Below are 22,575 nucleotides of genomic sequence, written 5' to 3' on the forward strand. Positions count from 1 at the left end.
CCGGTTTGACAGTCATTCCCTCACGACTCCATGATTCCATTAATTGACTCATGGAATCGAGGCGAAGCGCGTGGCAGACACGAGCACTCCGAACGCGGCGCCCGGCAGCTGGGCGCTGGAAGCCCGCGGCCTGGGCAAGCGCTACCGGCGCGGCTGGGCGCTGCGCGACTGCTCCTTCCGGATCCCGGCCGGCCGCATCTGCGGACTGGTCGGACCGAACGGGGCCGGCAAGAGCACCCTGCTGGGACTGGCCACACGGCAGCTCCAGCCGACGACCGGCGAACTCCGGGTCTTCGGCGTCCCGGTCGACGACCCCACCGTCATGCCCGTATTCGCGTTCCTGGGGCAGGAGAAACCGCTGTTCAAGCGGTTCACCGTGGCCGACACCCTGCGCATGGGCGCCGAGCTGAACCCCGGGTGGGACGCGGCGGCGGCAACGCGGATCGTCCGCTCCGGCAACGTCCCGCCGCACGCCAGGATCGGCACCCTCTCCGGCGGCCAGCGCACCCGCGTGGCCTTCGCGCTCGCCTTCGGCAAGCGGCCCGACCTGCTGCTCCTGGACGAGCCGATGTCGGACCTCGATCCGCTGGCCCGGGATGAGATGAGCACCCTGCTGATGGCGGAGGCCGTGGAGCGCGGCACCACGGTGGTGATGTCCTCGCACATGCTGTCCGAGCTGGAGGACATGTGCGACTACCTGCTGGTCGTCGCCGAGGGCCGGATCCGGATGGCCGGGGACGCCGACGCCCTCGTCCCGGCCCACACCCTGGTCACCGGGGTGGCCCGGGACGGCTCGCTGCCGCCCGAGCTCGCCCACCACACGGTCGTCGAGACCCGCCTCCAGGGGCGGCAGTTCCAGGCGATGATCCGGCCGAAGGCGCCGCTCCCGGCCGACTGGCAGAGCAGCGAGCCCTCGCTGGAGGAAGTCCTCCTCGCCCATCTCCGCTCCCCGGACGCGCCCTCCCTCTACACCCAGGGCGCCCGCGTCGAGACCGAAGGGACCCAGGCCGCATGAGCACCACCCTCACCGAGAAGCCCGCCGGAACCGTCTCCCGCCGACGCCTGTTGCACGGCCTGCCCTGGCTCGTCGTACGCCAGCACCGCACCGCGCTGATCTGCGTCCTCGGCCTCACCGTGCTGTGCGCGCTCTGGATCGTGTACGAGCGCCACACGATGATCCAGCTGCTCGACGCGAAGGGCTGGCCCGGGCAGGACGCCGGCGACGTGCTCCAGAACGACCGGGGCTACCGCTACATCACGTCCATCCTCGGCGGCCTGCCCCTGATCCTCGCCGTCTTCATCGGCGCCCCGCTGATCGCGGGCGACCAGGAGAGCGGCACCGCACGGCTCGTGACCACCCAGTCCGTCACCCGCCGCCAGTGGCTGATCTCCAAGCTGGGCCTTGCCTACACCCTCGCGCTGGTCTCCGGGCTGGTCCTCTCGATCCTGTTCACCTGGTGGTGGAAGCCGTACCGCTCCGTCTTCCTCAGCCAGTGGATCGACGGCGTGATCTTCGACAACACCGGCCCGGTCCTGCCCGCGCTCCTCCTCTTCCTCACCGCGGCGGGCGTCACCGTCGGCGTCCTGGTCCGCCGGGTGCTCCCGGCCATGGTGATCACGTTCCTCTTCGCCGCGGTCACCACCATGTTCGTCTGGGACGAGATCCGCGTACGCATCGGCTCCTCGCAGATCTTCACCTACCCGCTGGACGGCGAACTCCCGGACCGCTTCCGCGACGCGTACGAGGTGGAGCGCTGGGTCGGCAGCGCCGACGGGGCCCTGTACGGCTGGGGCACCTGCACGGAGGCGACCGAGGAGGCGCGGAACGCGTGCCTCAGGGAGAGCGGCATCGTCAACAACGTGGTCGAGTACCTCGACTACGGCCAGATGGCGCCGATGCAGTGGACGGCGGCGGGCATCCTGGTCGCCGGAACGGCCCTGCTCACGGCGGTCACCCTGTGGCGCGTCTCGCGCCGCCCGCTGTAGGTACGGCTCCCTCCCCCTACGTAAAGTGTCGGCAGTCGAGCGGAAGGTGAAGTCCGTGGTCGTGTTCCGCATCGACCGGCGCAGTGGAGTGGCGACCTATCTCCAGATCGTCCGGCAGGTCGAACAGGCGTTGCGCATGGGCGCCTTGGAGGAGGGCGACCGGCTGCCCACCGCCGCTCAGGTCGCCGCGACCACCAAGGTCAACCCGAACACCACGCTCAAGGCGTACCGCGAACTGGAACGCATGGGTCTCGCCGAGGTGCGCCAGGGAGCGGGTACGTTCGTCACCCGCTCCCTGGCCCAGCCCCGGTCCGGCCCCGGCTCGCCGCTGCGCACCGACCTCGCCGACTGGCTGGACCGGGCCCGCGCCGAAGGTCTCACCGGGCAGGACGTCACAGCCCTGTTCCACGCGGCGTTCGAGAGCGCGTACCCGGGAGAGGCGGCCGACTGACCGCCCGGCCCGCTCCCCGACGAGGCCGCTTGGGCGGCGGGGCGTCGAATGGGACACTGGCCCGGGAGCGACGGCGAGGGAAAGACGGAGGAGACCATGGGACGCTGGCGCCCACTGGCCGCCGAACTCCCCATGGAGCACCGGCGCCTGGTGCAACGCCTGCGCATACTGAAGGACCGCACGGGTCTCAGCTACGCCGCACTCGCCGCCAAGTCGCCGTGCAGCGCCGCGTCCTGGCACCGCTACCTCAACGCGGTGGCGTTCCCCCCGTGGGACGCCGTCAGCGCGCTGTGCCGGCTCGCGGGCGGCAACGCGACGGATCTGGCCCGCCTGCGGGTGCTGTGGGACGCGGCCGGGAACCACCGGCTCCCCGACGCACCCCGGCGGCCCGGCGCCACCGGCCGCCCCGAGGGGACGGCCGTGCCGGACACCGCGCCGCCGCCCTCTCCACCTCCGCCGACCGGCCCTCCGCCACCCGCCCCATCGCCGCCCGTCGCACGCCGGACTCCGGCCCTGCTGCGGGGCGCGGCCGCCGCCCTCACCCTGGCCCTGCTGGCGTCCGTGCCCGCCTCCACGATTCCCGAGGCGAGCGTCCCGGACCAGACCTGGCCCGTCCCGGCCCGGCTTCCCGCGGCCTCGGCGACCCGTCCCTCGCCGTGCCTCGGACAGTCCTGTGACGGCCTCGACGCCGCACGGGCCGGATGCGTGCACGACCGGCGCGTACTCGGCAGCTACGTCCGCGACGGCCACCGCACACGCCTGGTGCACAGCCCCGGCTGCTCCGCGGTGTGGGGAGAGGCCGAGCCCTCGCAGGACGTACGCGCCCTCACGCTCAGCGTGCGCGGGGCGGGGCAGGAACACGAGCCCGCGGGCTCCGCCCGGACGCGGATGGCGCCCGCCCCCGAAAGGCTCGGCACCAACGTGCAGTTCTGCGCCGTCTTCCGGGAGTTCCAGTCCTGTATCGACGCCGGGAACCGGGTGTGGTCGGGAGCCGTACGCCCGGAGGAACCGCCCGCCGTCACCGCTCGCCGGCCTCGCACACCGTGAGCGTCGCCCGGTCACGGCGCAGGGGTTTGTACGACCCGTCGTCCTCGACCAGGTAGCGGCCGTCCGGGGCACGCCGGAACGACACGGTGTGCTCGGCCCCCCGGTAGAAGACCTCGCCCTCGCTCTCGACGAGTCGCTCGCCGGCCCTGGCCAGGGTCAGCGGCCCGACGATCCCGTCGGCCCCCAGCTTCCGGTTGCTCTGCCACACCCGGGTGGCCCGGGGGGTCTCTCCGGTGAACCGGCAGTCGATGTCGGCCCGCCCGAGATAGCCGTCCGCCCACAGCACCGTCTGCCACAGCGCGGCGAAGTCGCTGCGCAGCGGCAGGTCCTCCCCGAGCATGCCCTCGTCCCGCCAGTCGTCGGCCGGGTCCCCCGAGCCCGACACATAGACCCGGTCCACCGGTGGATCCGCCGCTTTCGCCGGGGTACCGCCGGGCCCGGCGGCCGGGCCGGACCCGGCGTCGGCGCCGGCGCACCCCGCGGTGGCCAGCACGGCCAGCGTGGTGACCGTGCGTACCCAACTCCTGTTCACTGACATGGAATGATGCATACCGTCAGTGTGGCGGTCACACACCAGCCGAGCCGTCCGTCCACGGGCCTGCCGCGGCGCCCCGGACGCCACGGCGCACCCGTCCGTCAGCGCCGAGAACCGAAAGGGTCGCGGATGACCACGTGGAAGGAACTGCCCGCCGGACTGGAGCCCGACGTCGTGCGCTTCATCGAGGAAGTACGGGCCATCAAGGACGCGCGGAACCTCAGCTTCACGGCCCTCGCCGAAGGCACCGGCTACAGCAAGTCCTCCTGGGAGCGCTGCCTCAACAGCGGCCGTCTCCCGCCCGAGGCGCCGGTCCGCTTCCTCGCGCGACGGACGTGCTCCGACCCGGACTTGCTCGTGGCCCTGTGGGAGCTGGCCGAACAGGCGGCCAGCGGACGCGGCCAGGCCGCCGAACAGCCGCCCGCTCCGGACAGCACGCCCCCTCCGCCGGCGGAGGCGTCGGCGCCGCCGCCCCTCGCGGACGTCCCGGAGGAGCCGGCGGGCGGCCCCGGGCGACGCCTGCCACGGTTCGGCGCCCGCAGCGCCCTGTGGGCCGCGCTCGCCGCGCTGACGGTCGTCGCCGGGCTCCTGGTCGTCCTCACCGGGAGGGGCGGGTCGCCCTCCTCCCCGAACCCCGCGCAGCCCTCCGAAGCCGCCGCGGGCCGCCCCCCGTTGAAGGGCGTGGGCAGCGACTGCCACGGCAGCGGGTGCGACGGGCTGGACGCCGTCGAGCAGGGCTGTGGCGGCGACGCCTGGACCGCGGCGATCAGCCGGTCGGACAGCGCCTACATCGAGGTCCGCTACAGCAGCGTCTGCCGTGCGGCCTGGGCGCGGATCAGGTGGGCGGCTCCCGGCGACCGCGTCGACATCGTGGCGAAGGACGGGCGCACCCATACCGAGACGGTGCCCGACGATCCCAACCTCGCCGCCTTCACCTTCATGATCGGCGCACCCCGCCCGGGCGAGGTGCGCGCCTGCTGGCAGACGAAGGCCGGAAAGAAGGGCTGCACGGAGCCCGGCGGCAACGAGCCCCTCCCGGAAGCTCCTCCCGTGGCGTCCTGACCGCGGGCCCCCGCCCGGGCGGCCGGACACGTCCTCGGGCCGCCCCGGGCACGTCCGCGGGCGGCCCGGCCTCGCGCGCCGGCCGGGGGAACCCGCCCGGCGGGGGCTCCCCCGTCACCCCCGCCGGGCGGCCCCGGCCCCCGCCGGCGCGGCACCTGCGGCTCCCCGTCCCTCTGCCGCAGGTCCCCGGCTCCCCCGGGTCCGGCCCGCCCCGCCGGGCCGGCTCAGCCCGGCCCGGAGGACGCCGAGGCACGGGCCGTGCGCAGCGCATGGCGCTTCATGTCCCGGACGCGGTCCAGCTTTTCCGCCAGTTCCGGAGTACGGCGCAGCTCCTCCCGCTCCACCCGCTTCTGGGCCTCGGCAGTCGCCTCGTGCAGACGGACGTCACGCTCGCACGCGTGATCGCGGGAAGCCGTCTCGATCTCCTCCTCCCCCACCGCCCTCAGCTCGGCGGGCGACTTCGCCCGCTCCGCACGGGCCGCGAACTCCGCCCTCGGCGCCCGCAGGTCCGGGAAGTCGTGTCCGCGCTCGGCCATGCAGGCCGACCAGTCACGCAGGGACGCGCGGTACCCGGCGTCCTGTTCCACGGCCTGGACGACGCCGTTGGCGGCGGTCTCCACGGTGAACAGGACGACGTCCCAGCCCTTCCCGTAGACCTCCTCGCGCCCCCGTACCTCGCAGGAGGACGGCGAGTACCGCAGCGTCGGCCCATCGGGCACCGACACCTCCCGCATGTCCTTCTCCCCGCCGAGCAGGGCCTCCCGCCACCGCTTGCCCTGCTCCTCCCCCAGTCCGGCCACCGCCGCGGCGTTGGCGTCCGAGGGAGGGGCCTCACCGCCGGAGAGCAGCCCGCCGACCACCCCGTACCCGTCGGCGCGGGAGACAGCGGCGCTCAGCAGCCCGTAGGGGCTCGTCTCCGCGGCCCGTCGATCGCTCCGCGCGGGCTGAGGCCGGTAGGCGAACCCACGGTCGTCCATGCACTCCGCGACGGCGCGCTGCACCGTGTCGTGCAGGCGTGTCGTCTCGTCCGCCGAGAAGTGCGCCGCACCCGACCACGGCCGCACCTCCGGGCCGTCCGGCCGGCGGTCGGCCGCTCCTTGGGAGGAGCAGCCGACCGCGAGCAGCGACAGCGCGAGCCCGGTCAGGGCCGCGGGCCGGAGTGCCCTGGAGGTCAGACGCACCACTGGTTGGAGTGGATGCCGTTCTTCAGCTGCCCGTAGTCGTTCAGGTTGTAGAGCGCCGTACCGCGGTTGATCGTCCAGTAGCTGCCGGTGTAGCTGTTGCCGCTGTAGACGCGGACGTTGCAGCTCGTACCGTTGTTCCAGGCGGAGTCGGCGTACCGGAACTTGGTGTACTGGGTGAGGTTGGTGTTGTTCCCCTCCACCTTGCCCGGGGTACCGCCGGTGCCGTTGGTGCCCGTGTAGGCGCAGAGGTAGCCCTTGGGGCAGGCGTCCCACGCGGCGTTGGCCGGGGCGGCGGTGGCGATCAGCGCTCCGGCCGCGAGGGCCGTTCCACCGAGGGCGGCGACGGCCTTACCGAGAATGCGGTTCACGAATGCTCCTCATCTTGGTTCGCATACCACCGCTTCCCGCGGTGGCGGCGGCCGGGGGACGAACGCTTCCCCGTGCCGCCGGAAGCACTCTGCCCAGCGGGATCACCGTCCCACCAGCGCATGGAACAACGTGGGACGCCGGAAGGGGACGCCACCGGTCAACCGCCCGCTCCCGGGCCGTCCCCGGGGCCTCCCGGGACGCGGGACGGCGCGGGAGCGCACAGCCCGCCCCTCCCTCAGGCGGGCGGCGGTTCCGCTCGGCGGCCTCCGGTGGACTTGAGCTCGGCGGCCCGCCGCTCGGTGACGCGCTGCTCGGCCTCCCGCCGGACCGGGCGGCGGATCAGCTGATACGCCTGCTCCGTCGCGACCTGCTTGAACACGCGGTTGACGTCGGCGTCGTCGAAGTAGCGGACCAAGAGGGCGTCGTGGGAGGCAGCCTGGTCGATGACGATCCGGTCGAGGTCCTTCTCCAGTTCCCCGCCGAAGACGTCACTGTCCTGGTGCAGGGCGATGGCCCGGAGCTCCGGATCCTCGCTGACCGCGACGACGAGCCGGCCGAGCAGGACCTGGTCGGCGGCGGACAGCCCCGTCCCGTACGCGTCGTTGACGGACCGGATCACCTCGGCCAGCGACATCTCCTCCGCGTCGGCCACCGCTCCGGCCGTTTCGGCCGTCAGGCCGGGCAGGACCTGCGCGCCCGCCGCTTCCAGACGCAGCTCCGGGGCGCCCGTACGAGCGATGCGCAGATGACTCGGCGCGGCCGTCCCCGTGTCGGCTCCGGCGCTGCGGACGGGGGCGGGCAGCCGGCGCAGCAGGAAGCGTCCGTACTGGTAGAGCCGTTCGAGTTCGAGGTTCTCGAAGCCGATCACGTGGGAGAGCCAGCCGTACGCCTTGGTGTAGGAGCCCAGGGCGCGGCGGAATGCGGCGGCGGTCTCCGGTTCGGCGCGGTCGAGGGCGTTGAAGCGGTCCAGGGCCGGCTGGAGGTGACCGTAGAGGCGGGCGTGGGCCTTCATGATGGCGGTGTCGGTGGCCGACCCGCCCTGGAACGCCGCGAAGTACGCGGTGGCGAAGGCGTCCATCTCGGCCTCCACCAGGAGCTGGTAGGCCATCACCTCGCGCTCGCGGTCGAACAGCAGGTTGGGATCGGTGGGCTCGCTGACCGACGCCTCGTAGTACTGCTGGAAAGCCTGCTCGATGTCCTCGGGCCGGTTGGCGAAGTCGAGGATGAACAGGTCCTCGGTGGTCTTGAGCCGGTGGGTGCGGTTGAGCCGGGACAGCGTCTGCACCGCGGCCAGCTTCACCAGGACCTTGTCCACGTACATGGTGGTCAGCAGGGGCTGGTCGAAGCCGGTCTGGTACTTCTCGGCGACCACGAGGATGCGGTGCTCGGGCCTCGGTACGGAGGGCGGGTTCGGGTCGTCCGCGCGGGTGTAGGCGAAGCGGGTGGGCAGTTCGCGTTCGGGGAAGCCGTTGAGCCGGGGCTCGGTGTACTCGACGCCGTCGAGGGTCAGCGCCCCGGAGAACGCGACCAGGGTGCCGCAGTCGGTGAAGCCGCGCTGGTCGATGTAGGCCCGCATGGCCCGGCAGAGCCGTACGGCGTGGTCGCGGCCGGAGGTGACCACCATCGCCTTGGCCCGCCCGCCGAGGCGCGGGCTGGAATGCGAGCGGAAGTGATCCACGATGATCTTCGCGCGGGAGGCCATCGACGCCTCCGACAGCAGGGCGGCCCTCACCAGCCTCGAACGGGCCTTGCGCGGGTCCACCTGCCGCTCCGCCTCGTCCGCGGCGGCCTCCTGGAGCTTGAAGTAGGTGGCGTAGGTGACGTAGTTGCCGAGCACGTCCAGGATGAAGCCCTCTTCGATGGCCTGCCGCATCGAGTAGACGTGGAACGGCCCCTTCTCCGGCTCCTCCGGGCCGGGGCGGGCGGACGGGGTGCCGAAGAGCTCGACCGTCCTGGCCTTGGGGGTGGCCGTGAAGGCGAAGAAGGACAGGTTCGGCTGCCTGCCGCGCGCCAGGGCCGCGGCCGTCAGCGGGTCGCCGTCCTCGTCCACCGCGTCCGGCCCGAGACGTCCCAGCGCCTTCTTCAGCGCGGCGGCGCTCTCACCGCCCTGCGAGGAGTGCGCCTCGTCGATGATCACCGCGTAGCGCTGCCCGCCCAGCCCGGCGACCTTGCCCAGGACGAAGGGGAACTTCTGCACCGTGGTGATCACGATCCGGGCCGTCGGTCCGGTCAGCGCGTCCGCGAGCTGCTGGGAGTTCTCGTCGATCCGCACGACCACCCCGGCCTTGTGGTCGAACTGGAAGACGGTGTCCTGGAGCTGCTTGTCCAGCACCCGCCGGTCGGTGATGACGACGACCTTGTCGAAGACCAGCCTGTTCGCCCCCAGGCCGGAGGCGAGCGCGGCGGGCGCGAGCTGCCCGGCGTCGTGGGAGGTGTGCAGGCTGGACAGGTGGTGCGCGAGCCAGGCGATGGTGTTGGACTTGCCCGAGCCGGCGGAGTGCTGGATCAGGTAGTTCTCCCCCGCTCCGTGGCGGGCCGCGTGGGCGACGAGCTTGCGCACCGCGTCCCACTGGTGGAACCGGGGGAAGATCAGCGGCTGTGTGTGCGCCCTTCCCGGCCTGTGCGACGGCGCCCGGCCGGCCTTCGCGGCGGCGTCCTCCACGTGCAGGAAGCGCTGGAGCAGCTCCAGCCAGTTGTCCCGGGCCCACACCTCGTCGAAGAGGTGGGAGGTGGGATAGGCCCCGTCGGCCGGCGCCGGGGCGTTGCCCGCGCCGCCGGTCCGGCCGGGGCCGCCGGAGCCGGTGTTGAAGGGGAGGAAGCGGGTCGCACCGCCCGCCAGGCGGGTGGTCACGAACGCCAGCGTGGGATCGACCGCGAAGTGGACCAGGCTGCGCTTGGCGAAGAACAGCTCCTTGGGATCCCGGTCGCGGTACTGCCGCTTGGCGTCCTCGACGCTCTGCCGCGTCAGACCGTTCTTCAACTCGACGGAGGCGACCGGCAGCCCGTTGAGGAGGAACGCCATGTCGAGGCTGTCGCCCGGGCGCGCGGCGGAGTGGTGGAACTGACGTACGAAGGTGAGCCGGTTCGCGTCGTACTCGGCCATGGCGTCGGCGGCGAGGGTGTGCGCGGGCCGGAAGAACGCGAGCCGGATCTTCACGTTCCGGTCGTTCACCCCCCGGCGCAGCACGTCCAGAAGGCCGTGCGCGTCGATCTCCCGCGCCACCCGCTTCGCGAACCGGCCGACGGCCCGCTCCTCCGCCTCGCCGTAGGCGGCCTGGAGCTCCAGCCACGCGTCGTGCTGCGACCGCCGGAGGAAGTCCCTCAGCTCGGTCGTGTCGATGCCGAGCGCGCGGTCGTAGGCGGCCGACCGCCCACGCTGCCAGCCGCCGCGCAGCAGCGCCGCTTCCACGGCGTTCTCGAAAGCCTTCTCCGTGTACACGCGGGCGTCGTTCATCCGCATCCCCCTCAGAGGCCGCGTTCGTGCGTGCGGCGGGCGGCGGTGACGTCGAGCCGGCCGGTGACGGCGGCGGTGATCAGGGACCGGCGACGCTCGGCGAGCAGCGCGGAGGACGCTTCGACGGCTGTCCGGGCGGCCTCGATCGTCCGCTCTCCGGCCGTGAGGCCGGCCGCGATCCCCGCTTGCCGTCCGACGGGCACGGCGGGGACGCGGATGCCCTTGATGTCTTCGGACCTGAGCTTGATCGTCTGGCCGGACTGCCCCCGCATCAGCAGGGACGTGAAGGCCCTCACCGGCCGGCTGCGCAACATCAGGGCCACGAAATCCGGATTCCAGCCCCGGTCGGTGCGTACGCGGTAGAGAAGGTCGCTGAGAAGCAGCTTGCGCCCCTCCGTGCGGGCTACCGCCGAGACTCCGACCAGCTCCGCGGACCCGCTTCCCCGGGTCATCAGGAGGTCGCCGTCCAGAATGCGGTGACGGACGTCGGGCCGCAGGTCGTCGGGGAGCCTCTTGTGCTCCTGGGGCCGGAAGACTCCCGAGCTCACGGCGCTCGTCCTGAGGACCGCCCACTCGTCCGGCCCGGCGGGAGCGTCCTCGCACTGCGGGCTCCAACCCTGCTCCACGGAACGGACCACCCTGCGGAGGGCGATGACGCCATGGTCCGCGATCAGGTTCTCGACCTCGGTGGCCAGCCGCGATTCCGCCAGCTCCTTCAGCAGGCGGAGCTGGCGGCCCCGGGCCTCGACGAGCGCGTCGATACGCGCGGTCTCGGCGTCGAGGAAGTCGGCGATGCGGCGCTGCTCGGCCCGGGGCGGGACGGGGATCGGGACGTTGCCCAGATCCTCCTTCGTCACGTGGACCATACCGATCATGCCGCTGGTGAGCTCTCGCTCGATCCAGTACGTCGCGGCCTGCAACGACCAGTACAACCAGTCCTTCTCGCAGCCCTGGACGGACACCTTGAAGATGTGCTGGTTGAGGAAGTGGAGCCCCGGCTTCTCCCAGCGGAACGGGCCGAAGGACGTGCCCGGGTTCCCCGACCAGGAGAAGAGCAGGTCTCCCGCACGCACGTGGTGCTTCTCGCTCAACGCCAGCCGGGAATGGTTGAAGCTCCCGGAGCCGTTCAGGTTCTCGATACGGATGATGGGCGTGCCGGAATCCGCCCAGCCATCGGACTTGAAGACGTATCCGTTGTGCAGGACCGCGAGATGCTTGAGCGGAACCACCTTCCACGCATCGGGGGGCGACGCTCCGTACGGAATCCGACGGGAGCCGGAGGTCACGCGATCACCTCGCCGAGCAGGGCCTGGATCTCGGCCTCCAGGGACTTCAGTTCCGCGTCGATCTCCGGAAGCGGCCTCGGCGGCCGGTAGGCGGAGAAGTGGCGGGTGAAGGGGATCTCGTACCCCACCTTGAACCGCTCCGTCTCCTTCGTCCTCGGATTGCGGGTCTCCGCGATCCAGGCGTCCGGGACGTGCGGGAGCACCTCGCGCGCGAAGTACGCGTCGATGTCCTCGCCCAGCGGAACGTTCTCGTTGTCCCGCAGGTCGGGGTCGGGCTCCGGCCTGCCCTTGACGAGCTGGACCTCGCCCTCCGGGTCGGTCACGCCCACGGCTTCGCGCAACGCCTTGCGGAACGGTGCGGCGGACGGCCACGGCACGCCCCCGGCCGCCGCCGCCGTCCGCAGGGCGTCCCACGCCTCGGCCTGGGTGGACCACCGCGAGCCGAGCAGCGGTTCGAGCACGGCGAGCAGCAGCCCGGTCGCGGCCTCGCCGCCGGCCGCCTTCCGCACGGCGGCCGAGGCGCCGAGCCGGGCGAGGCCGTCCTCGGTCAGCTCGAAGCGGAGCTTGAGCGGCCGGTCCACGGTGATGCGCTGGTAGCCGAAGTCCCGGTTGGCGAAGACCTTCACCCGCCCGTGGTCGGGATGGGCCTCGTCGCCGGCGATGCCGAGCGCGTCGCGGTACATCGCGCAGATGCGTCCGATCTGCGCCCGGGTGATCTCCTTGCGCTTGTCCCCGAGGGACTTGCGGATTCTGGTCCACTGGTCGCGGGCGTCGAGCAGGATCACGCGGCCCTCGCGGTCGGCGGGCTTGCGGTTGGTGACGATCCAGAAGTAGGTGGAGATGCCGGTGTTGTAGAAGAGCTGGTCCGGGAGGGCGACGATCGCCTCCAGGTAGTCGTGCTCGATGATCCACCTGCGGATCTCCGACTCGCCCGACCCCGCGCCACCGGTGAACAGCGGGGAGCCGTTGAAGACGACGGCCAGGCGGGAGCCGCCGGCCTCGTCGCCGGCGGCGTCCTTCTTGAGCGGCCGCATCTTGCTCATCATGTGCTGGAGGAACAGCAGCGACCCGTCGTTGATCCGGGGCAGGCCGGCTCCGAAGCGGCCGTCGAACCCCCGCTCGTCGTGCTCGTCGCGGACGGTCCGCTCGACCTTCTTCCACTCCACGCCGAAGGGCGGGTTGGCGAGCATGTAGTCGAAGGTCTCGCCCTCGTGGCCGTCCTGGCTGAAGGAGTTGCCGAAGCGGATGTTCTTGGCGGTGTGGCCCTTCAGAAGCATGTCGGAGCGGCAGATCGCGTAGGACTCGGCGTTGAGCTCCTGGCCGAACAGGTTCACGCGCACGCGGGGGTTGAGCTTCTGGATGTGCTCCTCGGCCCCCGCCAGCATGCCGCCCGTGCCGCAGGCCGGGTCGAGGATCTTGACGACCTGGCCCTCGCCCGTCAGCCGCTCGTCGTCCGGTGCGAGCAGCAGCTCGACCATCAGCTCGATGACCTCACGGGGGGTGAAGTGTTCACCGGCGGTCTCGTTGGAGGCGTCGGCGAACTTGCGGATCAGCTCCTCGAAGACGTAACCCATGTCGTGGTTGTCCACGGCCGCGAAGCTCAGATCCAGGCCGGCGAACTTCCGCACCACCTGATACAGCAGGTCGGTGTTGTCGAGGCGGTCGATCTGGAGGTGGAACTCGTAGCGGTCGATGATCTCGGTGGCCTCCGCCGAGAACCCGCGGATGTAGTCCTTGAGGTTCTTCGCCACATTGGCCGCGTCCGCGCTGATGGTGTCGAAGGTCTGCTCGGAGAGGTTGTAGAACTTGAGCCTGGAGGCCGCCAGCAGCAGCCCGTCCTTGTTCTCCCCGGTGTAGGAGGCCGCCCGGTCCCACACCGCCTGGCGGGTCGGGGCCATGACGCAGTCCAGCCGGCGCAGCACCGTCAACGGCAGGATGACCTTTCCGTAGTCGGAGCGCTTGTAGTCACCGCGCAGCAGATCGGCCACCGACCAGATGAAGTCGGCCAGTTCCTGGTTCTTGCTCAACGTGTCCAGTCCTCTCGCCCCACCGAGGCGTCTCCGTCGGTCATCGTGCTCGGGTGCGCGGCGTCGTCGCCGTCGCGGGCCGGCGGCGGATCGAGTGCGCCGCCGGTGAGGCCGTCGCGGGCGAGCCGCGCGGCCCGGTCGCCCATTCCGGCCAGTTCGGCGAGCTCGCGTTCGAACGCCTCCAGCGAGCGGAAGGCGGCGCCGTAGCGGTGCTGCCGTTCCACGTCCATGCGGGGCAGTCGGGCCGCCCGCAGGCCCGCCCGGGACGTGCCCGAGGAGGACGTGCCCCGGCGGGTGTGCGCCGCGCTGCCGGCGAATCCGCGCACGTAGTCGGGGTCCACCCGGCCGTTGACGGAGACGATCTCATCACCGTCCATACGGATCAGGCCGGCCGCCAGCAGATCGCTCACCGCCACCGGTACGCCGTCGTCCGGGCCGCCGGCCCCGCCGCGCGGCGGCAGCTCGGGCAGCAGCGCCCGCAGACGGCCCAGGCGCGCTTCGAGCTCCTCGCGCAGCCTGGCGTACTCCACCGCGTAGTCGGGCTCCGGCTCGCGTACGTAGCGGCCGGGCGTGAGGTCCACCTCGTCGTCCAGCAGATCGACCAGCGGGACCCGCGCCTCCTGGTGCCGCTGCGGCTCCCACGGGCCGTCGGGGCTGTTGGCGCCGAGATCCACCATGCGCACGGTCGCCCTCGGCCGCCCCGCGACCGATGGGCGGCTCAGCAGCCACAGGTGCATCGGAAGCGCGTGAGCGGCGGCCAGCCCCGGCGGCAGGGCAGCCACCGCGGCGACGCAGCCGCGACGCACCAGCTCCGCCCGGACCCTGCGGCCGGACCGGCGCTGGGCCACCGACGCGGGCAGGACCACCACGGCTCGTCCGCCGGGCGCCGTGTGGTGGTAGCAGTGCTGGAGCCAGGCCAGTTCGCTCTCCCCGCGCGAGGGCACACCCGCCTCCCAGCGCGGATCGATGAGCAACTGCTCGCGGCCCCAGTCGGCCACGGCGGTCGGCGGCTCGCAGACGACCAGGTCCGCGCGGAGGCCGGGGAACGCGTCGGCCCGCAACGAGTCGCCCGCCGCGATCCGGACCGGCTCGGCCGCCCCGGGGGCGGCCAGGGCGGCGCGCACCCTGGCCACCCGCGTCGCGTCCGCGTGCGTGTCCTGCCCCAGCCGGCGCCGGACCCCGTCGCCGCCCGCCGCGACGAGGAGCGATCCGATGCCGCAGGCCGGGTCGAAGACGGTGCCGGAGGTCTCGCCCGCGAAGTGCCGGACGGCGCGGGCCAGCCGCGGCGTCGAGGCCCCGTCCAGCGCGGTGCGCGCGGTGGATTCCAGCAGCCGGGCGACCAGGGCGTCCATCACCTCGGTGGGCGTGCGGCCGGCGGCCAGCCCGTCCACCGCCTCCCGGGCGGCCCGGTCGGCCAGCCCTTCCGCGTCGCCCCGGAGGTGGCCCCCGACAGCGGCCAGCGCCCCGACCATCTCCTCGCCGTGGGCGGCGCGCAGCGCCTGCCAGAGCCGGGCCTCCCCGCTGACCTCCCGCCCTTCGCGCCGCCCCTCCAGCCACCGGCGTACGTCGGCGAGCGAGAACAGCGGGCTCGCGGGGGTGCCGCCGACGGGCGCGGGGAAGTCCGAGCGCCGCCTGCGCCAGTTGGACACCGCGGCGCGCGTCACGCCCGCCAACCGCGCGATCTCCGCGGCGGTCGCCGTGGCGTCGGGCGCCTCGTCTCCTCCGCTCATGCCATGACCGTACACCACCAACCGCCTGCCCCAAGGTTACACTCGGTTGACGGTGCTAACAGGATTCGCAGGGCCGTCCGCAGCTCCTTTCCGGGGCGGAGGCCGCCCGCGCTCCCGGCCGCGGCTCCCGGGCGACCCACCGCGCGACTCCCCGAACGGGCTCTAAAGTAGGCCGACATGAGGTCACGGTTCCCCAAGGGTGAGGTCATCGTCCGGCGCGAGATCCTGGACGGTCGCGAATGGCTGGTGTATCCGGTGCGGGTCGCGGGCGACGACGAGCGGGCGCTCGCCGTGTACCTGGCCCGGGGCACACCGCTCACCTTCGGGGGCGGCGACTTCCGCTGGGGGCCGCACCCCTGGACCCAGTTCGAGCACGTGTGGCAGTCCAGCGGGGTCCTCCAGCTCCAGCGCCCGGGGGACGGCTACTCCGTGTGGGGCCGCTGGGCGGACGGGGTCCTGACCGAGTGGTACGTCAACTTCCAGGCGCCCCTGGTCCGCACCGGGCGCGGATTCGACACACTGGACCACGAGCTGGACCTGATCATCCCCGGCGACGGCTCCCCCTACCGGTGGAAGGACGTCGAGCACTTCGAGGAACGGGTGCGCACGGGCGGCTTCGACACCGCGGAGGCGGACGCCGTACGTGCGGCGGCGGCCTGTGTCGTGGACCTCGTCGAGCGGGGCGCGTGCTGGTGGGAGGAGTGGCGTGACTGGCGGGCGCCGGCCGACTGGGGTCCCCCCGCCGCCGTGGCCCTCCAGGACGACGCCACGGCGGGCACCCGGTGAGGGCGCCCGCCGCGGTGTCGGAGCGGACCGTCAGAACGACTCGGCGTACAGGGTGAACAGCCGGTCGCGGTCCACCTGACCCGCCGGGTCGTTGTCGAGGTTGCCCGTCACGCTGTCGACCAGCCGGGGCAGGTCGTCCCTGGCCACTCCGCAGTCCCGCAGCCGGGCCGCCAGGCCCGCCGAGGCCAGGAGCCCGCCCACCGCGTCGTGGACGGTGTCGCCGCCCAGCAGATCGGCCACCGCGGCGAACTCGTCCGGCGCCAGGGGCGCGGTGTGCCGCAGCCAGCTCGGGTAGAGCACCGCCAGGCCCCGGCCGTGGGAGAGGTCCACCCCGGGCAGTGCGCCCATGGCCTGCTGCAACCGGTGCGGGAGGCAGGTACTGACGTTGGCGACGTTCACGCCCCCCAGCAGGGCCGCCCGGCACAGCGCCTCCCGCGCCTCGGGGGAGTCCTCGCCCCTCAGCACGGCCGGCAGGTGCGCGGCGATCAGCGCGATGGCCTCGTGCGCCCGGGCCCGGCTCGCCCCGTCCGCGCGCGCCGCGACGCAGCCCTCGACGGCGTGGGCGAACGAGTCGAAGACGGTCTCCGCCATGACCGCGCGCGGCACCGACGCGATCAGGTCGGGGTCGACGACCGCCGTGTGCGGGAAGACGGCGTCACCGCGGATGCCGGCGCGGAAGCCGCGCACCGTGTCCGTGATGATCGCCCCCTTGGTGACCTCCGAGCCGCTGCCCGCCGTCGTGGGCACGGCCAGCAGCGGCAGCCGGGGTGCGCCCGCGCCCAGCGTCACGCCGATGAGGTCCCGTACGCTGCCGCCGGCGGGCGCGGTGACGCTCACCCCCTTGGCAGCGTCCAGGGCACTGCCGCCGCCGAGGCCGACGACGAGGTCGCAGCCGCGCGCGCGGGCTGCCGCGGTCGCCTCGTCCACCTCGTCGGACCTCGGGTTGGCCGACACCCGGTCGAAGACCGTGGCGCGCACCCCCGCGGACTCCAGGGACGCCACGACCCGGTCCAGATAGCCGTGGGAGCGTGCCGCGCTCCGCCCGGTGACCACCAGCGCGTGCGCGCCGAGCGCCTTCGCGTGCGTCCCGGCCCGGTCCAGCTCACCGCGGCCGAACTCCACGTGGGTGGGGACGTCGAGGTCCACCTTCATGTGCTCACTCCATCCATGACGTTGTCGTCGGCGGGGCCCCGGCCCTCGCCCGCCACGCGGCGGGCGTTGTCGCGCAGCGCGTCCAACACCGCGCAGGTGCCGGTGGCGAGCAGTTGCAGTGCCGACCCGCCGCCCGTCGACACCGGTCCGGGCCAGGGCAGTTCGGCCACCGTGTCGCCGCCGAGCAGCAGGGCCGGCCCGGCCGCGCGTGACAGTGCGGACAGGACGGCGTCGGCGGACCTGACCTGCCCGTCGAGATACCGGGAGGGTGTCCCGGCCAGCACGGCGGAGCCGGCGCCGGCCAGCGCCCGGGCCGCCCACGGCTCCAGTTCGAAGTCCACGACGGCGTGCCCGGCCGGCACCCCGTCGGCGACGGGGCGGGACCGGGCCTCGCCGACGATCCGCCGTCCGTCCACCGGAGCCACCCGGACGGTCCGGGGCACGTGCAGCCGCGCCCTCGCCGGCAGGTCCATCACCCCGCGCACGGCGTCCAGGCAGGCGTCGGGCCTGCTGCCCAGGTCCGAGGCGCCGAGGTCGTGGCCCAGTGCGCGCAGCACCGTGTTGAGCACCACGCCGCCGGGTACCACCAGGTCACAGGTGCGCATCGCGTGGACCAGGCCCACCAGGGTCTTCTCGGGTTTGCGGCCGCCGAGCACGGCCGCGCGGTACACCCCTTCCCCCGGCCCCGCCCAGGGCGCGAGGAACCGGACCTCCGTCACCAGGCTCCGTGCGGCCCAGCCCGGCAGCAGGCGCAGTACTCCGGTGTTGGAGGCATGGGCGCGGTGGGCCTTGGAGAAGCCGCCGACGGCGACCGCGTCGCCCAGCAGCGCGAACCTCCGGGCCAGTTCCGGATCGCCCCGCTCCTCCCCGGCGTGGTGACGGGTGTTGCCGAACACGGCGATCTCACCGGGCTCCAGCGCCTCGGCGGCCCGCACCGCCGCGTCCGAGGCGTTCTCGGGGACGTAGCGCACCGGTCGGCCCAGCCGCCGCGAGAGGTGCCCGGCGACGTGGTCCAGCGCGGACGCGGTGCCGTCGCGGTGGCTGCCGAGGTGGGACAGCACGGCCACCCGCGCGCCCGCCCCGGCGAGCCGCCGCAGGTCGTCCAGCTCGCTGTCGATCCGCCCGGTGCTGGTCAGGGCCGCGTCCACGTTGAACCCGGCCGAGAAGACCCAGCGCTCGCCCGCGGTGACGTGCCGTGCGTCCAGCAGCGGCACACCGGCGAGCGGGTCGGCCCACCCGGTGTCAGAGGCCATAGGTGCGCAGCCCGGCCGTCTCGTCATGACCGAGCATCACGTTCATGTTCTGGATGGCCGAACCCGCCGCGCCCTTGACCAGGTTGTCGCTGACGGAGACGACCTTGGCGATACCGCGCCGCGCGTCGTAGTCCACTCCGATGTGGCAGTGGTTGGAGCCGACCACTGCGGCGACGCCCGGATACCTGCGGTAGTCCTTGTCGGTGAGGCCGCCGAGCCGGGGTTCGGCGTTGATCCGGACGAAGAACTCGCCGTCGGCTCCGGCGCCGTAGCGCTCGGCGTAGCGGTCGAGGAGCAGCTCGCGCGAGACCTCCTCGCGCAGCTCCTCCCGGACCCGGACGCTCGCCTGGATGTGGATGCCGCGGGCGAAGGGGCCGTGCGCGGTGGAGAGGTCGACGGTGACCGGCCCGCCGGCCGGGCCGGCGAGCCGGTCCTCCAGCTCGGGCGCGTGCCGGTGGCCCTGGAGGCTGTACGGAAGCATCGAGCCGAAGACCTCGGCGTGCAGGATCTCGGTGCGCGGCTTGATCCCCGCGCCCGTGGTCCCGTTGACCGCCGCGATGTGGAGCGGGGCGCCGGGCTCGGCCAGACCGGCGGCCAGCAGCGGTTCGAGGCCGAGCAGCGCCGTGATGACGTAACAGCCCGGGTTGGCCACCAGCCGGGCCCCGGGCAGCAGGTCCCGGTGGAACTCGGTGACGCCGTACACCGCTTCCGCCAGCAGCTCGGGGGCGGTGTGCTCGGCGCCGTACGCGGCCCGGTACGCCTGCGGGTCGGCGAACCGGAAGTCGGCGCTGAGGTCGATCACGCGGGTCCCGGCCTTCAGCAGTCCGGGGGCCCGGCGCATGGCCTCGCCGGACGGCGTGCACAGGAAGACCACGTCCAGGTCGCCGGCGGCCTCGGTGACCTCGTCCGCGTCGTGGAACCGCAGCCCGGAGCCGAGCAGGTTCGGGTGCACCCGCTCGAAGGACTCCTCGCCCCGGGACGTCGGCAGGATCTCGGCGACCGCCGGATGCCCCAGGAGCAGGCGGCACACCTCCCCGCCGGTGTAGCCGGTGCCTCCGATGACCGCTGCCCGTATGCCGTTGCTCATTGGCCCCATCCGTTCGTGAACTCGTCCTGGTCGGTGGTCACATGCAGCATGATCTTGCCGGTGGGCACGTCGGCCCGGTCCATCAGCCGCAGCGCCGGACCGGCGTCGGCGAGCGGGAAGTGGTGGGTGACCATGGGCAGCACGTCGAGGGTCCCGGTCGCGAGCAGGTCGATCACCTCGGTGAAGTCCCGGGGCGTGGACAGCGCCGATCCGTGCACGGTCACCTCGCGTCCGACGAGGGTGTTGAGGTCGACGGGGTGCCGGTCCTCGAAGTAGCTGACGATCACGATGTCGCCGCCGGGCCGGACCGCGCGCAGCGCCTGGTCGGTGACTCCGGGGTATCCGGCGGCGATCACCACCACATCCGCCGGGCCGCCGAGGGCCTCCAGCGCCGCCGGCACCGGGTCGCCCTCGCGGGCGTCGGCGTAGGCGTCGGCGCCCATCCGGAGGGCGAGCCGGCCCTTCTCCGGCCCGACGTCCACGCAGGCCACCGCGGCGTGGCCGAGCTGCCGGGCGGCGACGAGGCAGCTGAGGCCGATCGTGCCGGAGCCGAGCACGAGGACGCGGCGGCCCGCGCCCTCCCCCACGAGCCGTACGGCGTGCAGGCCGATGGAGAGCGGCTCGACGAGCGCACCGGCCACCGGATGCAGGCCGGGGGGCAGCCGGTGGGCCATGTTGGGGCGCAGGACGAGCAGTTCGGCGAACGAGCCGGTCCAGTCGAGGTGGCTGAGGTTCAGCTTGCGGGTGCACAGGTGGGGGGCGCCGCGCAGGCACTCGGCGCAGGCGTCGCAGTGCGAGAAGGCCGCCGAGCACACCTGGTCGCCCACGGCGAAGCCGTCCGTCCCGACGCCGAGGGCCACCACGGTCCCGGAGAACTCGTGGCCGAGGACGGCGGGCGCCCTCTTGTAGGGGTGGGTGCCCCGGTAGGCGGCGAGGTCGGAGCCGCAGATCCCGCTGGCGGCGACCCGGACGAGCAGCTCGCCGGGGCCGGGCTCGGGGGCGGCGGCGTCCTGGTGGGCGATGGTCCGGCGGCCGGTGAGGACGGCCGCCTTCATGGTCGTCGGCTCCGTGGTCCCGGGCGCGGCGCTGTCGGACGTCATGTTCAGCACACCCTGTTCGTCGGCCGGCCGCCGGCCAGGACGGCGCGCAGGTCCGCGGCGAGCAGCCGCCCGACCCGGTCCTGGGCGTCGGTGGTGGTGGCGCCGAGGTGCGGGGTGAGCACCACGTTGTCCAGGGCGGCCAGCGCCGGGGTGCCGGACTCCTGCCCGTGCACGTCGAGGGCGGCGCCGGCGATCACACCGTCCTTCAGCGCCCGCAGCAGGGCGTCCTCGTCGACGACCCCGCCGCGGGAGACGTTGATGAGGTAGGAGGCGCTGTGCATCCGGGCCAGTTCCGCGGCGCCGACGAGATTCCTCGTCCGGTCGGTGAGCGGGACGGCGAGGCACACCATGTCGGCCGCGCCGAGGAGGTCGGGCAGCGCGACCCGCTCGATCCCGCGCCCGCGCAGTTCCTCGTCGCGGGCCGGCGTGACGCGGTCCACGGCGGCGAGGACGCGCATGTCGAACGCCGAGCCGAGCCGTGCGATGCGGGAGCCGATGGGGCCGAGGCCGACCACGCCGAGCACCCGGTCCGCGAGGCCGGGTCCGGCGAGCCGGGGCTTGTTCCACCGCCCGCCGCGGACCTGCCGGTCGGCGAGGGCGATGTTGCGGGTCACGGCGAGCATGAGGCCGATGGCGAGATCGGCGACGGCGGGTGCGGAGACGCCGGGGAAGTTGAACACCTGCACCCCCGCCGTACGGCAGGCGTCCAGGTCGATGTTGTCGGTCCCCGAGCCGGCCCTCGCCACGGCTTTCAGGCGGCGTCCGGAGCGGATGACGTCGCCGGTGAGGGTCACGCCGCTGCGCACGACGAGGGCGTCGGCGTCGGCGGCCAGGGCGAGGAGTTCGTCATGGCCGGGGTGCAGCCGCACCACGACCTCGTGGTCCTGCTCCAGGTCCGCCAGGGCGCCGGGGGAAACGGGGTCCAGTACGACGACGCGGGCTCGATAGGTCATGCCGATGATCCTGCACTGTCGTGACACTCCTTGGCAATAAATTGCCAAACCTGATGGCCGACATCGTCACGCTCATGCTAGCTTCGCCAACCTAGCCGCAGCCTGGCAGCAGAAACGGCTAGTCAATTTTCTGACAACGACTGTCCTGTCGCGTAGCCACCCCCGCTTCGGCCGAGCCGAAACGCCCGGGAACACCGCCCGAGGAAGGCCCTAGATGCTCAAGCGCAGCTATCCCTCGTTCCGCTCCGTACTCGCCGAACACGACGTGGTCCGCCTCGCGGGCGCCCACCACGCGCTCAGCGGCGTCCTGGCCCAGGAGGCCGGATTCCAGGCGGTGTGGTCGTCGAGTCTGGAGGTGTCGGCCTCCCGGTGCCTGCCCGACGCCAGCATCCTGAGCATGACCGAGTACCTGGAGGCGGCCGCCAACATCCAGAAGGCCCTCGACATCCCCGTCGTCGCCGACGTCGACACCGGATACGGCGGCAACTACAACGTGGCCCACATGGTCAACGAGTTCGAGGCCGCCGGCATCACCGCCGTGTGCATGGAGGACAAGCTCTTCCCGAAGATGAACAGCTTCGCGAACGGCGACCAGACGCTGCTCGAAACCGCGGCCTTCGCCGGCAAGATCCGGACCGCCAAGGCCGTGCAGTCCACCGAGGACTTCTACCTCATCGCCCGCACCGAGGCCCTGATCTCCGGTGCGGGTGTCGACGAGGCGGTCAGCCGCTGCAACGCCTACGCGGACGCCGGCGCCGACGCCGTCCTCATCCACTCCAAGGCACGCACCAAGGACCAGGTGCTCGCCTTCCTCGACCGGTGGGACAACCGCGTCCCGGTGGTCATCGTCCCCACCACCTACCCGGACTGGCACATCGACGAGGTGCGCGCGGCAGGCGTCTCCGTGGTCATCTACGCCAACCAGGGCATGCGCGCGGCGCTCTCCGCCATGCGCGACACCTACCGGGCCATCTACGAGGCGGGCCAGACCACCGCGCTGGAGTCGGAGATCGCCTCGGTGCGCGACATCTTCGACCTCCAGCGGATGGCCGACTGGCAAAAGCTCGACGCGTGAGCGGGGCGCGGTCGGACGGCACACGGCGGACGGGCGGA

General features: G+C 72.9%; 19 protein-coding genes. 7 read left to right on the forward strand and 12 right to left on the reverse strand.

Annotation, left to right across the window (positions count from 1 at the left end):
• Positions 1 to 70 precede the first annotated feature (70 nt).
• The 4 genes from ACIQMU_RS11060 to ACIQMU_RS11075 all read left to right on the forward strand — a co-directional run bounded on the left by ACIQMU_RS11060 (position 71) and on the right by ACIQMU_RS11075 (position 3,484).
• A complete protein-coding gene (locus tag ACIQMU_RS11060) occupies positions 71 to 1,015 on the forward strand; it encodes an ABC transporter ATP-binding protein (protein ID WP_352239549.1) in 945 nt (314 codons plus the stop codon).
• Positions 1,012 to 1,986 carry an ABC transporter permease gene (locus ACIQMU_RS11065; protein ID WP_402688691.1) on the forward strand — a complete coding sequence of 325 codons (975 nt, stop codon included), beginning with the start codon at positions 1,012 to 1,014 and terminating at the stop codon, positions 1,984 to 1,986. Before ACIQMU_RS11060 ends, ACIQMU_RS11065 begins: the two co-directional genes overlap by 4 nt.
• A gap of 46 nt (positions 1,987 to 2,032) precedes the next feature.
• Complete coding sequence (locus ACIQMU_RS11070) at positions 2,033 to 2,437, forward strand: GntR family transcriptional regulator (RefSeq protein WP_352239822.1); 405 nt, start codon at positions 2,033 to 2,035, stop codon at positions 2,435 to 2,437.
• A 96-nt stretch (positions 2,438 to 2,533) separates the two neighbouring features.
• Complete coding sequence (locus ACIQMU_RS11075) at positions 2,534 to 3,484, forward strand: helix-turn-helix domain-containing protein (protein ID WP_402688692.1); 951 nt, start codon at positions 2,534 to 2,536, stop codon at positions 3,482 to 3,484.
• Here the strand turns inward: ACIQMU_RS11075 and ACIQMU_RS11080 are convergent.
• A complete protein-coding gene (locus ACIQMU_RS11080; protein WP_352239552.1) occupies positions 3,456 to 4,022 on the reverse strand; it encodes a hypothetical protein in 567 nt (188 codons plus the stop codon). The genes ACIQMU_RS11075 and ACIQMU_RS11080 overlap by 29 nt on opposite strands.
• A gap of 126 nt (positions 4,023 to 4,148) precedes the next feature.
• Here ACIQMU_RS11080 and ACIQMU_RS11085 point away from each other — a divergent pair, with 126 nt between their 5' ends.
• Entirely contained in the window at positions 4,149 to 5,081 is a 933-nt protein-coding gene (locus ACIQMU_RS11085; protein WP_352239553.1) for a DUF2690 domain-containing protein, read from the forward strand.
• Between the two features lie 224 nt (positions 5,082 to 5,305).
• Here ACIQMU_RS11085 and ACIQMU_RS11090 read toward each other — a convergent pair whose 3' ends face one another.
• From ACIQMU_RS11090 to ACIQMU_RS11115, 6 genes are all read right to left on the reverse strand, one after another.
• Positions 5,306 to 6,265, reverse strand: a complete 960-nt coding sequence (locus ACIQMU_RS11090) for a hypothetical protein (RefSeq protein ID WP_352239554.1) — start codon at positions 6,263 to 6,265, stop codon at positions 5,306 to 5,308.
• Positions 6,253 to 6,633, reverse strand: coding sequence for a peptidase inhibitor family I36 protein (locus ACIQMU_RS11095; RefSeq protein WP_352239555.1), 381 nt, complete (start codon positions 6,631 to 6,633; stop codon positions 6,253 to 6,255). The genes ACIQMU_RS11090 and ACIQMU_RS11095 overlap by 13 nt, the downstream gene beginning before the upstream one ends.
• A gap of 236 nt (positions 6,634 to 6,869) precedes the next feature.
• Entirely contained in the window at positions 6,870 to 10,088 is a 3,219-nt protein-coding gene (locus ACIQMU_RS11100; protein ID WP_352239556.1) for a DEAD/DEAH box helicase family protein, read from the reverse strand.
• Between the two features lie 11 nt (positions 10,089 to 10,099).
• Positions 10,100 to 11,374, reverse strand: coding sequence for a restriction endonuclease subunit S (locus ACIQMU_RS11105; protein ID WP_352239557.1), 1,275 nt, complete (start codon positions 11,372 to 11,374; stop codon positions 10,100 to 10,102).
• Positions 11,371 to 13,401 carry an N-6 DNA methylase gene (locus ACIQMU_RS11110; RefSeq protein WP_402688693.1) on the reverse strand — a complete coding sequence of 677 codons (2,031 nt, stop codon included), beginning with the start codon at positions 13,399 to 13,401 and terminating at the stop codon, positions 11,371 to 11,373. The genes ACIQMU_RS11105 and ACIQMU_RS11110 overlap by 4 nt, the downstream gene beginning before the upstream one ends.
• Complete coding sequence (locus tag ACIQMU_RS11115) at positions 13,398 to 15,131, reverse strand: N-6 DNA methylase (protein ID WP_402688694.1); 1,734 nt, start codon at positions 15,129 to 15,131, stop codon at positions 13,398 to 13,400. The genes ACIQMU_RS11110 and ACIQMU_RS11115 overlap by 4 nt, the downstream gene beginning before the upstream one ends.
• Before the next feature lie 177 nt (positions 15,132 to 15,308).
• On the opposite strand from ACIQMU_RS11115, the gene ACIQMU_RS11120 reads away from it, so the two are divergent.
• Positions 15,309 to 15,917: a DUF402 domain-containing protein gene (locus tag ACIQMU_RS11120; RefSeq protein WP_402688695.1), complete on the forward strand. Its 609-nt coding sequence runs from the start codon at positions 15,309 to 15,311 to the stop codon at positions 15,915 to 15,917.
• Positions 15,918 to 15,947: 30 nt separating this feature from the next.
• On the opposite strand, the gene ACIQMU_RS11125 is transcribed toward ACIQMU_RS11120, so the two are convergent.
• From ACIQMU_RS11125 to ACIQMU_RS11145, 5 genes are read right to left on the reverse strand one after another with little or no spacing between them, the layout of a single operon-like run.
• On the reverse strand, positions 15,948 to 17,069 hold the full coding sequence (locus tag ACIQMU_RS11125; protein ID WP_352239561.1) for an iron-containing alcohol dehydrogenase: 1,122 nt from the start codon (positions 17,067 to 17,069) through the stop codon (positions 15,948 to 15,950).
• Positions 17,066 to 18,322, reverse strand: a complete 1,257-nt coding sequence (gene pgk / locus ACIQMU_RS11130; RefSeq protein ID WP_402688696.1) for a phosphoglycerate kinase — start codon at positions 18,320 to 18,322, stop codon at positions 17,066 to 17,068. Before pgk ends, ACIQMU_RS11125 begins: the two co-directional genes overlap by 4 nt.
• Positions 18,312 to 19,409 (reverse strand): N-acetyl-gamma-glutamyl-phosphate reductase, encoded by a 1,098-nt coding sequence (gene argC, locus ACIQMU_RS11135; RefSeq protein WP_402688697.1) that lies wholly within the window; start codon positions 19,407 to 19,409, stop codon positions 18,312 to 18,314. The genes pgk and argC overlap by 11 nt, the downstream gene beginning before the upstream one ends.
• Positions 19,406 to 20,509, reverse strand: a complete 1,104-nt coding sequence (locus tag ACIQMU_RS11140; protein WP_352239564.1) for an alcohol dehydrogenase catalytic domain-containing protein — start codon at positions 20,507 to 20,509, stop codon at positions 19,406 to 19,408. The genes argC and ACIQMU_RS11140 overlap by 4 nt, the downstream gene beginning before the upstream one ends.
• A gap of 2 nt (positions 20,510 to 20,511) precedes the next feature.
• Positions 20,512 to 21,462 carry an NAD(P)-dependent oxidoreductase gene (locus ACIQMU_RS11145; RefSeq protein WP_352239565.1) on the reverse strand — a complete coding sequence of 317 codons (951 nt, stop codon included), beginning with the start codon at positions 21,460 to 21,462 and terminating at the stop codon, positions 20,512 to 20,514.
• A gap of 214 nt (positions 21,463 to 21,676) precedes the next feature.
• On the opposite strand from ACIQMU_RS11145, the gene ACIQMU_RS11150 reads away from it, so the two are divergent.
• Entirely contained in the window at positions 21,677 to 22,537 is an 861-nt protein-coding gene (locus ACIQMU_RS11150; protein WP_352239566.1) for an isocitrate lyase/phosphoenolpyruvate mutase family protein, read from the forward strand.
• The last annotated feature ends 38 nt before the right edge of the window (positions 22,538 to 22,575 follow it).

Source organism: Streptomyces sp. NPDC091649, assembly GCF_044756785.1.
In the GTDB taxonomy this organism is placed as follows: domain Bacteria; phylum Actinomycetota; class Actinomycetes; order Streptomycetales; family Streptomycetaceae; genus Streptomyces.

Bases quoted from the DNA above. Each gene is read 5' to 3' on its own strand.
- pgk (WP_402688696.1), bottom strand. From the start codon at position 18,322: ATGGCCTCTGACACCGGGTGGGCCGACCCGCTCGCCGGTGTGCCGCTG.
- ACIQMU_RS11145 (WP_352239565.1), bottom strand. From the start codon at position 21,462: ATGACCTATCGAGCCCGCGTCGTCGTACTGGACCCCGTTTCCCCCGGC.
- ACIQMU_RS11115 (WP_402688694.1), bottom strand. From the start codon at position 15,131: ATGAGCGGAGGAGACGAGGCGCCCGACGCCACGGCGACCGCCGCGGAG.
- ACIQMU_RS11120 (WP_402688695.1), top strand. From the start codon at position 15,309: ATGAGGTCACGGTTCCCCAAGGGTGAGGTCATCGTCCGGCGCGAGATC.
- ACIQMU_RS11065 (WP_402688691.1), top strand. From the start codon at position 1,012: ATGAGCACCACCCTCACCGAGAAGCCCGCCGGAACCGTCTCCCGCCGA.
- ACIQMU_RS11100 (WP_352239556.1), bottom strand. From the start codon at position 10,088: ATGAACGACGCCCGCGTGTACACGGAGAAGGCTTTCGAGAACGCCGTG.
- argC (WP_402688697.1), bottom strand. From the start codon at position 19,409: ATGAGCAACGGCATACGGGCAGCGGTCATCGGAGGCACCGGCTACACC.
- ACIQMU_RS11080 (WP_352239552.1), bottom strand. From the start codon at position 4,022: ATGTCAGTGAACAGGAGTTGGGTACGCACGGTCACCACGCTGGCCGTG.
- ACIQMU_RS11125 (WP_352239561.1), bottom strand. From the start codon at position 17,069: ATGAAGGTGGACCTCGACGTCCCCACCCACGTGGAGTTCGGCCGCGGT.
- ACIQMU_RS11140 (WP_352239564.1), bottom strand. From the start codon at position 20,509: ATGACGTCCGACAGCGCCGCGCCCGGGACCACGGAGCCGACGACCATG.
- ACIQMU_RS11150 (WP_352239566.1), top strand. From the start codon at position 21,677: ATGCTCAAGCGCAGCTATCCCTCGTTCCGCTCCGTACTCGCCGAACAC.
- ACIQMU_RS11085 (WP_352239553.1), top strand. From the start codon at position 4,149: ATGACCACGTGGAAGGAACTGCCCGCCGGACTGGAGCCCGACGTCGTG.
- ACIQMU_RS11075 (WP_402688692.1), top strand. From the start codon at position 2,534: ATGGGACGCTGGCGCCCACTGGCCGCCGAACTCCCCATGGAGCACCGG.